Genomic DNA, 12,789 nt, shown 5'->3' on the forward strand with positions numbered 1-12,789 from the left:
CGGAGGGGCATAAATGCCCCTAATGGAATTCCTGGCGGAATTCCTAACGCCCCGGAATTCGCCTGGCGGCGAATTCTCTGTGGTTTATGCCGGGCCGCTGGCGCGGCCCTTTGATTGTGCGTGAATTTGCCTGGCGGCAAATTCTAGGTTGTGGGTGGTGAATGGATTTTGGTTTTATGTATTTTGCCTGGCGGCAAAATAGTCTTCTGTTGTTTGTTTAGGCCGCTGGCGCGGCCTTGTTGGTTTGGTGGTGTGTGTTGTTCGGAGCGCTGGCGCGCTCCGGTTGTGTTGGTTTGTCATTGTGGTGGGGTGTCATTCTTGGTGGCATGACAGGGTGTTGGGCTTGGTCTGTCTGATGGGTGCTCGGGGGTGGGGCGCCTGCCGGCGCTTGGGGTGGTGGGTTCGGGGGGATCCCATCCGCTGGTGCTCGGCTTGTTCTTGCGGCGCGTCTGTGGGGGCCGCTGGCGCGGCCGGTGTGTTGCTCGTGGGCTCCGGTGGCCCGGAGCGGAGTCTGCGGCGGTCTCCAGGCCTCGTCTCGCGAGGTGTGGACAGATCGCCGTGCTCGGCTCTCTCGTGCGGGCCAGTGCTCGGGTTCTGTCTGCCTTTGGTGTCGGCTGTGGCTGCAGGACGACGCTTGCCTGATCTGGGCGACTACGGTGGGCCGATGTCCAGTCTTCCCCTTGGTAGCGCGCGCGGCCCGAGTTGGTGTCGGCAGTGTGCGTGGTGGGTTCGGAGCTCGTGTCGGCCCTTCAGGCTCAAGGTGCTCATGGGCAGAGGGCGTTGAGCCTGTTGTTGGACGCGGCCCAGATCATGAACGCTCCCAGTGTCTTTCAGGCTCCTTATGAGGTGGCGCAGTCGTGTCTGCGTGGTGCGCTGGACAGTGTTCTGAAGATCGCGGGCGAGGATTTCCCTGGGGTGCGCAGCGCGACCGAGGCTGTCTCCAGGGCGGCTGGGGTTGTGGCGGATGCCTGGCGGCATCGCGGCGAGGTGGGAGCCGGGGATCTGGGTGTCCTCGTCGGCGCGGTCGATCAGTTGCGTGCCGAGCAGGCGAACCGTGGCGGGTTTCGCACGCGGCAGATCGGCCGTCTGGTGCTGGAGCAGACCCGGCAGGAGATGGGGCTCGCTGAGACAGAGGCGGCCCGCAGTTGGAGTGCCTTCTACAGCGCTGCTTCCGGCGTGCTGCACGGCTCCGGCAGCGGGGCGGACGAGGCGCGCCATCAGTTCGGGGATGTCACCGCTGCCATGGAGCAGCTGTTTCTTGGTTTGCCTGAGCGGGCGGAGCGGTTGCGGGAGCTGGCCAGGCTGGATACGCCGGTGCAGCAGGACGCGGACGAGGTTGCGCGGATGACCGACCCGCGGGCTGGGGTGTATTTCTTCCAGGCTGCTGTGAGTGGGCGGTGGCTCGATCTGCTGCCGCTGCCGCGGCTGCTGCCCGAGGAGCAGCGCTGGCCGGCTGTGTCGTATCTGCGGCGGCTGCTGGCTGATGAGCCGGAGCGGGTGTGTTCCTGGGTGGAGGAGAACCTGGACGTGGTCTGTGTCCAGGGTCTTGGGGCGCTGTCGCAGGCGGTTGGGTTGGTCAGCGAGGCGGGCATGGCGGCGTGTGCTTTGCTGGCCGGGTTGGTGCGGGAGCAGCCGGAACGGTTTGTTTTGGTGCGTGCCGCGTACTGGGCCAGGGATGTTCCCGTTGCCGAGCGGACGGGGCAGTGGGTTGCCGTGCTCGAGGATGTCCTGCGGTCTCGTACGTTCACTGCGCAGGAGTCGTGGGAGAGCGGACAGGTGCTGGGCGAGCTCGTCGGCACGGCACACCCCGAAGGGCGGCTGCGCACCGGCAAGGACCGGCTCGGCGTGATCATTCGTTCCGCGCTTGCCGGTGTCCTCGACGACCATCTCAAGGACGAGAACGCGGGTCTGCAGGTTGAGCTCGTGAACGAACTCGGCACGATCACAGTGGCTGACCCGCCGCGTGCCATCGTCGTGACGCTGATGCGGGCTGTGCTCGATCTCGCCCTGGCCGAGGCGCGGCTCGGCGTGCCGGTCGTACAGCGGCTTCGGGGTGTGTACAGCAAGCTGCCTGCCGGCGAGCACCGGGCACGGCTGGTGGCTGTGCATCTGACCGAGTCCTGGCCCCACGACAGCCAGCGTGCCGAGGCTGCGGCCGGATGGTGGCAGGCGGCTGTCGACGTCGCGCGGGAGGTGGGTGGTGGAACATGGCCGAACGCGGACTTGGCCGACTTCCTCGCCCTGCTGGAGGCTCACTGTCCGCATGAGCTGCGGGCGCAGATGGAGGCGGCTCTGGGAGAAGGCTTGGGCGCACCGCCTGCTGCGGCGCAGGTGCGTGCGTGGGCCGATGCCTTTCCCGGGCCGGTGCCACGGTCGTGGCGCATCGTGCGAGGGCTGTCCCCGGTGCTGCCCGAGCCCGTGCTCAGAGTGTGGGAGCCGGTCCTGGTGCTGCTGGAGGAGAAGTACGGGCCTCCCCCTGGCAGGCCTGAGCCCGCTGTGAAGACCACCTCGTGGGTGGAGGCCTGCGGAGGGCTGTGCGTGGAGGTCTTCAGCGCGCGGGTCCAGGCGGAGGGGGTGGTTGCGGCTGTCGCCGCGCTCGCTGCCGCTCCCGGTAGCGAAGACGATGGTGACGCTGACGGGGATCGTGCTGGACTGCTGGGCGAGCTCGTGGCCCAGGACCTGGAGGCCTGGGCTGCGGATCCTGCCGCGGTTGCGGCGGCCGCCGCGCGCCCGGTCCTTCAGGCCGCCTACTTCAACGCCCTTCACCATGCCGCGGGTAAGGGCCTGCTGGATCCCGGGGTGCTGGGGGCACTCGCCGAGGCCGCCTTCGCGATCCGCCCGCCGGAGGCTGCCGGGCCGCAGGCGGTGCCGTTGCAGCTGGTCATCTCCAACCTTTTGCACCGCGCCTGGGACAGTGGCGCATCCCTGGGGGCGGCCGCGGAAGTGGATGCCGTGGCGTGGCTGCGGGATCTGGTCACCGGCTGGAGCACCCCGCGGCTGGGCACCCCCTTCCCGCTCGGCGTGGCCACGACGGAGCTCGGCGGCAGCGCCCTACTGTCCCTGACCGCCTGGGGCGTCCAGTCTGCGGTGCGCACTGCGGGCGGTCTGCCTCAGGAGCTGACAGCGGTGCTGGAGGCGCTGCTGGGTGCCGAGCCGGACGATCAGGCGCTCGCGGTCATCGGGTTCTGCCTCACCCAGCTCCACCGCTGCGACCCGGTCTGGGCGGCCGGCCACGTCGATACGCTCCTGCCTTTGGAGCCGGCATGGCGCCCTGCGCGTGTCTGGCTGGCTCACGGCAAGCCCGACGTGGCGTTGCTGGCCCGGCTGGACCGCACCGGTCTGTGGCGTGTCCTGTGTGAGCCGGACGCCGAAGGCTCCCACTACCGGGTCTTGCTTACGCTGCTGGACGATGCCAAACCCCTCGGCCCTGCCGGGGAGTTCCTGGCCGGACTCGCTGGCTGTCCCGGCGGCGAGGTGGCCGTATCCGCGATGCTGTCCCAGCTCGCCACCTATACCGTCCATGCGGAGAACGGCAAGGTGGCCGAGCGGGCCGCTGGTCTGTGGCGTGCTGCCCTGGATGCCGGACTCCCGGCTGCCGCCTTGCGCGGGGTCGGGCATTTCGCGTTCGCCGCTGGTTTTGACCAGGACCTGTGGCTGGAGCTCACCGTCGCCACTCTCATCCAGCAGTCTGACTTGGAAGACGCCGACTACATGGTCAAGCGCGCCGGTCGTACTCCCGCTTCTCCTGGCGCCCAGTTCATCGCTGCCGCTGCCCTCGACCACGGGCCGGTCGAGGGCTACCGGCGGACCAGGACCGTCCGCCTCGCTGCCGACCTCTATGCTGCGGCACCCACCGAGAAGACCCCCGAGCGTGAGGCATTGCGTGTGGCGCTGATCAACGCTGGAGCCATCGATGACGCTTACGGAAGCTGACAGACAACCATGCGGGCAAACCGTGGATTCGAAGATGCTGGCGCGGGCTGACGCCTTCGAAACTGCGGCAGCTTCGGGGGACACGCCTACAGAAAGGATCTTTCTGGGCGGCGAAACAGATACCAGGGTGCTGCTTTCACGGGTGGCCTGGTGTGAGGATGAGTAGCGTGCTCGATGTTCGCTACGCCCGGATCGCCCGTCGCCGCGGTGGGCCGCGCCTGGAGGTGTTTTTCGCTTCTCGGCGGCGGGCGCAGCAGTCGGCTCCGGCACGGCCCGGGCCACGGGCCCGACCCCAAGATCGTCGAGCTGGCTTCCTGCTTCCCTCAACGGCTATAGCGCTACTGAAACTCCGTAGCGGGCAGGCCGGTCTGCCCTGTGTGCGGGGCGAACGGTGGCCCTGCTCGGTCGGCTACCGCAACCCGACACGGTGGGATCACGTGGGAGCTTCTGGGCCTGGCTGTTCTGGGCAGGGGGCAACCGTCACGGCTGCTCTTGCATCATGTGCAAGGCGATTCTGCTCTCTAGGGTTTCCGGAGCGCTCTCTCCGAAGATCCTCCTCCGTGACAGAAGCACTGCTTCGCACTCCGCGACACCGGCATCTCGCTGCCCTGCTTCGAACAGTGCTTGAGCCATCAGATGGCGGGTGGCCAGTGTCCGTGGGTCCTCGCCTCCAAATTCACTGGATTGCAGGTCCAGAACATAGCGACCGATTCGTCCGGCTTCCTCGAAATCTCCGATGATGTGCAGCCACTGCGCGAAGGAGTACTGGGCGGACATGGTTCTGGCGTCCTGGGCACCGTGCTGCTGCGTGTACCGGTCGATGGCGTGCCGGTGGGCACGGCGCACGATGGCGTAAAGTCCGTACTCGTGGGCGCGGGAGGCGATGAGTTCGGCCTCGTCGGCGGTGCTTCGCTCTATGACACGGGTACAGATTTCTTCGTGAATGATGGGGCGTCTGAATCCGCCCGTGTCGTTTTGCTCTTCCCTGTCGGTCGCGGAAATCAGGTGGGGAAAGACGTCGACAGGCGAGTTGCTCTGCGTCTCGCCGTCGGGGAAAAGCAGCGAGGTGGTTCCTTCCATCTGTTGGAAAGCCCATGCCCAGGCTTCGGCTTCGGGTTCGTGGCGTAGCCGAGGGCGATCGGCAAGATAGATTTCGTGCAGCTCCTGGAGCATCTCGTGGTCGAGGAGCCGGGTCAGTCCCAGGCGGCGGCAGTCCACTGCCGCTCTCACGAGCGAGGCACCGCGTGAGTTCGGTCCGGTGTCTATCGAATCCCACCAGCGGATGAAGAGCGGGACGCTGGCTCCGATATATTCCGCGAACCCGAAACGTCTTGTGGATTCGAGCGCTTCTTTGATCCTCTCGTCACTGGTTAATTGTGTGGCTCTGCGGATCTCTTCCGGAGTCAACTTCCATTTGAGTCGCACCGGCTTGGCACTTCGGATGACTCGTCTGGCCTCGCGAACGTCTGCCGCGTTGCCGGTGGCCAGGCGGATGTAGTCGCTGCTTCGCAGGGTGGCGATGATGCTGTGACGGTGGCCGGAGAGGAAGTTCCGGACGTCGTTGGATGTCAGGCCGTCAGGTACGAGGAACTGGTCCAGTTCGTCCAGCCAGAGAACGCATTTCGTCGATCCGCTGGCGTAGTCGACAGCTGCTCTCAGGCCTGCGGTGGAGGTGGGTGCGAGAAGCAGGTGGTCGGGCACGGATGCACGCACGGCTTCGTAGGCGGTGCGTGTCCTTCCGGACAGCCCGTCACCGATGAGCAGGACGAAGCTCCCTGCGTGCAGGAGCGCGACCAGCCCCTCGTGGACGTTGCGGCGCACGTAGGGGGGTGAACCGGCGCGCAGAGGCACCTGCCAGGCAGGCCGGACGCCCAGGACGGTGGGGTCGGCTATCTCCTTTACCCGTGGGAGTTCCTTCTCTCCGGCCAGGGTGACGCACCCTTCCAGCATGGACTGCCGGTCGACTGCGGCACGGTCGCGGCGGCTTCGCGCGGGCTCGATGAACACGCCGGCAAGCGCGGCGCAGCCCACACCCATCACAACTGCCCAGCGTGCGGTGACTCCAACGGCTTGCAACACGGCCGGAAGGGAGGCCGCAAGGGCAAGGCCACAGACGACGCCCACGGCTCCGAGAACAGACACACCCCGCCGAAACCGCGCCACAGAGCCCCCTCGTCTCCACGCTCCGTAGGTCATGGTCGGTATGCGGAGAGCTGTGGTCAACACCGCCTGAAGCTGCACGGAAGGTCTGTCAGGGCGGTGGGCGTCGGCAGAGATTGTCATGCTGAACCGGTCCGGATCGGGGTGCCAGCAGGCGGTATTCCTGGCCGCGCTCGCCGCGCATACGACTATCCGCCAGGAAACTTACTTCGGCTGCTGATGGAATCGGACAGACGGGTTTTTTGTGCGGATATTCTGTTTACAGATTTCGATTTTCTCTCCTTTACAGGTGTGACCCTGTGCACGAAAGGGTCCGTCGACGGCTGGCTCTGCCCGGGCGGCGACGGCACCCGGGCAGGCGCAGACGCATCAGTCCGGCTGACTGGTGCAGCTGGCGGAACGAGTCAGCGGGCGTCCGCGCCACGGCGGTGACGGCCGGATCGGGCGCCGCCCGGTGTCAGTGCGGCCCCGTAGGGTTTCGTCCATGGCCCGTTCCTGGACGCGACTGCACGAGCACCTCGGTGCCCCGCCTGGCCCGCTCACCTTCGACATGATCAAGGAGGCCGCTGAGTCCCACCTCGCCGAGTCCGACGATCTGGACTGGAAAGAGATGCTGCCCCAGCCGCCGCGGGAGGGCCGCTGGAACGAACTGGCCAAGGATGTCGCCGCGATGGCCAACACCCGCGGCGGCCTGCTCATCTACGGCGTCACGGACCAGGACACGAAGCCCGTCGGCATCGGCTCGGGCGAGGTCAACGCCCAGCAGTACGCGCAGTGGATCCGTAACCACGTCCAGCCCTACTTGTCCGGTGTCACCTTCACCGTTCTGTCCTCGGTCGACGGAGCCACAAGCTTCCTGGTCATCGACGTGCCCGCCAGCCCCATGGCCCCGCACCACGTGTACGGCACCGCTGCCAAGGACAAGGACCAGCAGGCCGCCGTCGTCCCCTATCGGGACCACGACCACACCGCCTGGATGGCCGAGCATCAGATCGAACGCGCCTACCGTGACCGCTTCACCCGCACCCAGCACGCCCAGGAGGAAACCGACCGGCTCTTCGCCCATGCCCTGGAGAACGTCCTGGCCGAGCAGGCCGAGCCGTCGGCCTGGTTCATCGCCGTCGCCCGGCCTGATCGGCCGCTGCCGCGTACTGCCCCATCTCTGGCCCAGGAGATGGCTGGCTACGTCAGCACCACGGCGATCGACCGCTCCCAGGCCCTGGCGCGCAACAGTGACGTCGTCAGCCCGCTGCGGGTTCTGGAGACCGTGTCCAGCCCGCGGCCTGGACTGCGCCGTTGGGTCTTGAGCACCCTGTACCCGAGCATAGGCCGGGGGGTCTATGCAGAGCTGCACCACGACGGCAGCACGGTCCTGGCCGCCAACCTGTCCTGGACGACCCGGCGCGGCAACCCTGACGGCCCCGAGCCCGAGACGACGGGCATCCTGGTCGACGCGGACGTCGCTGGCGCCGCCTGCCGCGACGCCGTCGCTCTCGCCCGTGAACTCGCCCGCCACCTGGGTGTGGACGGCGTCATCCCCGTGACGACGGCCATCGCCACCGCCGAACCGGCGCCGCTGACGCCCGTCGTCACCGAACACGGCAGCTTCAGGAGCATCCCCGACCGGGCCCGCCGGCCCCGCCGCATCCAGCCGGTGACTGTCACGGTGACCCCCGCCGACGAGGACGATCTCCTGCGCGCGAGCGCCCAGGAAGCCTTCACCGACCTGATGCACCAGTTCGGCATCACTGTCTGCCTGTAGCGGGCGATCCCGACAACCGTGGTCTTGCCGTTCGCGACGGCACGCACTGTGGCCTCGACGGATGGCTGTCGGCGATGTGATGCCTTCGTGCGGCCAAGGCCGCGGATGATGGGCAAGCGGGTCCCGCGCCGATCCCCGAGCCGGCGCGGGACCTGATGCACCAGTCCGGCCTCACCCTGTGACCGGATCTCGGGCGGCGCAGGCGTTGCCGATTCCGCTCGTCACGGCGTCGCGCCAGATGTCCCAGACCTGTGGCGCGCCCGGCAGCGTTCCGAGTGCGGCCTTTGCTGCAAGACGGAATGGCTCACATCCAGCCCAGGCGCCTCTACGACGACGCAGCCCACGGAGGCGTCCGCACCCCAATCCGCAATCCGCCGAACTGCGACAAGCCCGCTTAATTGCATGACCACGAAGAATCTCGGGCTTGGCGCAGATCCGGCGTGGGCAGGGCCGGAAACCCTTGGGGGCGGGTGCCCCTGTCAGCGCAGGGACACCCTGATGTCAGTCGAGCCAGTCGTTAGGGATCAGGGCCTGGCGCTGGCCGTCGGTCGGCCGCCAGTTCTCGACGATGGCTTCCTGGAACCAGGGCTCTTCGGTGAGGTCGGCGTGGTCGCACACGATGATCTGCAGAGTGCCTTCGTTGAGTTCGGCGACGTCTTTGAGGAGTTCGAAGTAGGCGGTGACGGTGTTCCAGTCGGCGTCCTGGACGGTGGTGGCGTCTTTGATCTTGGCGGGGAAGAAGGCCTGGGTCGGCTGGTCGAGCATGAGGAAGCCGGGGACGGGACGGTGGTGGAGCTGGAAGTACGTATGGAGAGCCAGGTGGGCGACCATGTGGTAGCCGATCCAGTTCTTGGCGCTGCCGATGCGGTTGAGCGGGAGGCGCCCTTGGGGGCGCCGTACGACGACGTTGAGCTGGCTGAGGCTGATGGCGACTTCGTCCGCCCAGGCGGCCTGGCCCAGGTTCAGGCGCCGGGCCCAGTCGGTCATGTTGACGGCGATGTCGGCGAGCCGACGTTCCGCTTCGGCGGCGACGTCGTCCTCGTCGATCAGGGCTTGGAGGGTGGCGACGTTCTCCTGGGCCAGGACCAGGTTGTTGCGCAGTTCGCCGATGTCGCCGGCGGGTGATCCCGTGCCGGCGGTGAGGGCTTGGTCGATGCGGCCCTGGATCCGGGCGATACGCACATGCTGGTCCTGGAGGTTGCGCATGCGTTCGTCGCTGGCGGTCAGTTCCCGCAGTTGCGCCCCGTTGACCTTGAGGCGTTCGACGACGGCTGCCCGTTCGGCTTCGAGGGATCTACGGTGCTCGTCGCGGATCGGCTGGATGCCCTGAGCCTGGTCAAGTTCTTCGGCAAGCTGCGCGGTGAGTGTGGTGATCTCTGCGGCCGAGGCATCCGGTTCCTCCAGCGGGCGGGTGCACATCGGGCACAGAGCGGCGTCGTAGTCGCGTTCGGGTCCCAGGAGGTTGATGGTCTGCAGGCGGCCGAGTTGCAGGTGGAGTTCGCCGGTGAAGGCCTCTCCCTGCTTTTGCCAGCGGTCCACCAGGGCGAGTGCTTCGTCGAACTGCTGCAGTTGCTCGCGCAGTTGCCGTCGCTCGTCGATCAGGCCCTGGCGCCGGTCTGTGAGGTCCACCGGGCCCACGGTGGAGACCGTGGCGGTGAGCGCCTGCTCCAGCAGGGCGCGGATCTCCTCGGGGCCGGGGGCCGGGGGGACTTCCTCCAGGAGTCCTTCGCTCTGGGCTAGGCGGAGCAGGGCGACACCGCTCGCGTCCACTGCGTCGCGGTGGCGGTGGGCGTCGTCTAGCTTGCGCTGGGCGGCGCGCTGGGCGCGCTGGGCCTCGTTGAGGTGGTGGCGGCGCAGGGCCTGTTCAGGACCGGCGGCTCCGAGGAAGTAGGGCAGGGTGTCCTTGAGGGTCTGGGCGATGCCGTTCTCGGTCTGGCGGTGGAAGAGGGCCTTCTTGTCGGCGATCTCGTTCTGGTTCTGGAAGCACAGCAGGGCCGCCTGGGCGATGGAGACGTCAAAGGCCTGGCGGGCGGCGCCGGTGGGCGGCTGGAAGCGGAAGTCCTCGATGCCCAGGCGGGCGCTGAGCTGGCTGCGCAGCGCGGCGACGTTCGAGTTCGGGGTCAGTTCGTCGGCGCGGGGCAGGTCGAGGGTGTCGCCTCCGGTGCGGATCATGGCCTGGGTGGTCGAGGCACCTGCGGGGCGGGGCCGGGCCAGGAGCATGCGGCTGTCGCGGAAGGCGACCAGGAGCGCGTACCAGCCCACGGTCCGGTCGATGGGTTCGTCCGGCAGGTTGGGGGTGCTGCGGCCCAGGCAGTAGTCGACGATGTCGAGGATCTCGGACTTACCGGTTTCGGACTCGCCGGTGAGGATGTTGAGCGCCCCGGGACGAAACCGCACGACCCTGGGGGTGGGTCGGCCGTCTCGGTGGTAGAGGGCCAGGGCGAGTAGCTGCATGGTGGTTCGTAGGCTCCTTGGGCAGAGGTGGTCAGGGGCGGACGCCGAGGAGGTTGTAGGCAAGGGCGGGCTCGACGACGGCGAGCCAGCGGCCGACGAGGCCGGCACGGCGGGCGCAGTCCGCGACTTCCTCGCTCGGGGCTTGCGAGGCGGCCTTGGGCGGGCGGGGGCAGCGCAGTCCTGCCGTGGTGACCTCGAGGGCGTGGTGGCGTACGGCGGTGCGCAGGCTGGCGCGGGTGTAGTCGGTCAGGGCGGCGGCCCGCGGGGCGAACGCGGCCTGGTGCTGGGGGTGTTCGGTGAGCCAGGCGGACATCGAGTGGACGGCCTGGGTGGGCAGGTCGTTGCGGGTGTCGGTGGGCAGCACGAGCGGCAGCACGAGAAAGGCGCTGGGCCAGGGCAGGGGGCGGTTGGCCTTCTTGGTCGCAGCGTGGACGCTGGTCGCCAGGAGGTAGGCGCCGAAGGCTGTGTTGAGCAAAGCCTGGGCTTCGGGAACACGGTGGTTGGTCATGGTCGCTGGCCTGGCTGCTCGTTGTGGTTCTGGCACAGGTCGGGATAGTCGGGATGCCAGCCGACCGACTCATCGTCCTCGGCGCTGTGGGCCCTGCCGGCGAGGCTGTGCAGGGTGCCGCGTCCGATCCAGCTTTCGGTGGTGCTGCCGGGGCGGGCGGGGAGGCCGGCGGCCTTGTCCATGGAGTCGTCGAGGACGCGTTTGCCGACGGCCTTGCGTTCGGAGGCGGGAGTGTCGTCTTCGACTGCGTCCGTGTGGCGGGTGAAGACGTGGTCCCACTCGTCCCACAGGAGCCGCTCGTAGTCGCCGAGGGCCTGTTCGGTGATCGTGAAGTCGCGCAGCCATGCGGAGCGTTGGGCGCGTGCGTAGTGGTAGTCGCGCAGGTGGCTGGCGATGGTGCGGTCCTTGAGGCCGATCCACTGCATCTGGGCGACGACCATGTCGTCCTTGTAGGCCGTGATCTCGGCCTGGGTGAGGCGGCGCAGTGTCTCGGTGATGGGCAGGTTCTTCCCCGTGAACCGATCGAGGGTCTCTTCCAGGCGGCACTGCAGTTCCTGGGCGGTTACCGAGGCGCGGCTCCGGTTGCGGTCCAGCAACTCCACGGCCATGCCGTACCACCACCCCTTGATGTCGTCGAGGATGGCGCGGGTGTGCTGGCCAGGCCTGATCCCCAGTGCGCGGGCCAGCTTAGAGTCGAGGTCTGACATCAGCGGCGACGCATCGTTGATCTCTATGGCGGCGACCAGCCGGTAGCGCTGGGCGGGGGTGAGGTTGGTGAACTTCTTGCGGTCGTCCGCGGTGTTGCCGGGCTCGGTCGCCCGCGCGACCTTCTCCATGCCGGCCAGGGCGTCATCGACGGAGCGCCCGGGGACGGGGCGGAGCTGGTGGAGGAAGGTGCCTTCGGCCGCCACCTGGGTGGTGGCTAGCCGCAGCAGCGGCATGGTCCCGTTGGACAGACGCCCCAGCACGGTCAGTGCGTCGATCCAGGAGGCGACCGAGCGCCAGAAGTCCTTGCCCGTCTCGCTCAGCCGTCCGGCACGCTCACGATGTTTGGACTGCAGCAGCACGAACGGGTCTTTGCTGTCCTGGTACAGGAACTCGATGTCGTCGAGGACCTCCATACGGACTTCGACCGTGATGTCGTCCCAGCTGCGCTCGGCGAGTTCCAGCAGGGCCAGTTCGCACTGGTAGAGGTATCCGGTCATCTGGCCTGCCGCCGAATGCGACCCTGCTTGCGCCACGTTCCCCACTTGTGGTCGGACCTGTATCAACGACAGTCGGCTCGCTGGCCGTGACGGCCAGCGAGATACGGTGCATGCAGACATCAGCGAATCCGCACGAACCGGACCCCCGCTCCCCTGTCGGCGTAACCTAGCACCTCTCGGACAGGAGCACCGACGCGTGTCCACCGACCTCGAACTGGCCCTGATCCGCAGACACTTCCGCTATGGCCGACTACGAGGGGGACCGTCTCGTCCCCCTTCGGGTTCGTCGGCGCGCCCCGGGACACCTGTGGCCCGGGGCGTACGCGGGAACCAAGGCCGCGGCCACGAAGGGCGGCGTCAGAACCAAGCTGAAGAACGCCGTGTGCAAGGGCACTTTCGCGCTCTCCACCGTCCGCAACAACTGGACAACCACACGCTTGGTCACCGGAGGGGCAGGGATCTGAAGAGCCGTCGAGGGCACGCTCGGATGCGTCCGTGCGCGCCCTCCTTCCTGCTCAGCCTGGCCCGGTGACGGACCTGACGCCGTGAAGGAGTGTGCCAAATGGTTGGAAACGGCACGGCCCTGCGTCAGCACACCACGGTTTCGAAAAGACGGTGTTTGTCAAGTCCACTCGAGTCAGGGGCCGTTGGGCCATAGCGTTGCACGCCGGAAACGCTGGTCGGGAAGGCAGGTGTGATGGCCAGTCAAGGTGGGACGGGCTCGGGAGGCAGCAAGCCGTCCGAAGCCGTGCGCCGGGAGGTATGGG

6 protein-coding genes are annotated in these 12,789 nt (G+C 67.7%); 2 read left to right on the forward strand and 4 right to left on the reverse strand.

The window, feature by feature from the left end; all coding sequences use genetic code 11:
- Positions 1-780: 780 nt before the first annotated feature.
- Positions 781-3,933, forward strand: a complete 3,153-nt coding sequence (locus ACF09J_RS32445; RefSeq protein ID WP_392309044.1) for a hypothetical protein — start codon at positions 781-783, stop codon at positions 3,931-3,933.
- A 480-nt stretch (positions 3,934-4,413) separates the two neighbouring features.
- Here ACF09J_RS32445 and ACF09J_RS32450 read toward each other — a convergent pair whose 3' ends face one another.
- Positions 4,414-6,057, reverse strand: a complete 1,644-nt coding sequence (locus ACF09J_RS32450) for a hypothetical protein (protein ID WP_392309045.1) — start codon at positions 6,055-6,057, stop codon at positions 4,414-4,416.
- Between the two features lie 520 nt (positions 6,058-6,577).
- Between ACF09J_RS32450 and ACF09J_RS32455 the strand changes: the two genes are divergently transcribed.
- A complete protein-coding gene (locus tag ACF09J_RS32455; RefSeq protein ID WP_392309046.1) occupies positions 6,578-7,855 on the forward strand; it encodes an RNA-binding domain-containing protein in 1,278 nt (425 codons plus the stop codon).
- 501 nt (positions 7,856-8,356) lie between these two features.
- Here ACF09J_RS32455 and ACF09J_RS32460 read toward each other — a convergent pair.
- Genes ACF09J_RS32460 through ACF09J_RS32470 form a run of 3 tightly spaced genes read right to left on the reverse strand, consistent with a single transcriptional unit; the run spans position 8,357 to position 12,022 of the window.
- Positions 8,357-10,309 carry a DUF3732 domain-containing protein gene (locus tag ACF09J_RS32460; protein ID WP_392309047.1) on the reverse strand — a complete coding sequence of 651 codons (1,953 nt, stop codon included), beginning with the start codon at positions 10,307-10,309 and terminating at the stop codon, positions 8,357-8,359.
- 31 nt (positions 10,310-10,340) lie between these two features.
- Positions 10,341-10,817 (reverse strand): three component ABC system middle component, encoded by a 477-nt coding sequence (locus ACF09J_RS32465; RefSeq protein ID WP_392309048.1) that lies wholly within the window; start codon positions 10,815-10,817, stop codon positions 10,341-10,343.
- Positions 10,814-12,022 carry an ABC-three component system protein gene (locus ACF09J_RS32470; protein ID WP_392309049.1) on the reverse strand — a complete coding sequence of 403 codons (1,209 nt, stop codon included), beginning with the start codon at positions 12,020-12,022 and terminating at the stop codon, positions 10,814-10,816. Before ACF09J_RS32470 ends, ACF09J_RS32465 begins: the two co-directional genes overlap by 4 nt.
- Positions 12,023-12,789 lie beyond the last annotated feature (767 nt).

This window comes from Streptomyces sp. NPDC014889, assembly GCF_043081205.1.
Classification (GTDB): domain Bacteria; phylum Actinomycetota; class Actinomycetes; order Streptomycetales; family Streptomycetaceae; genus Streptomyces.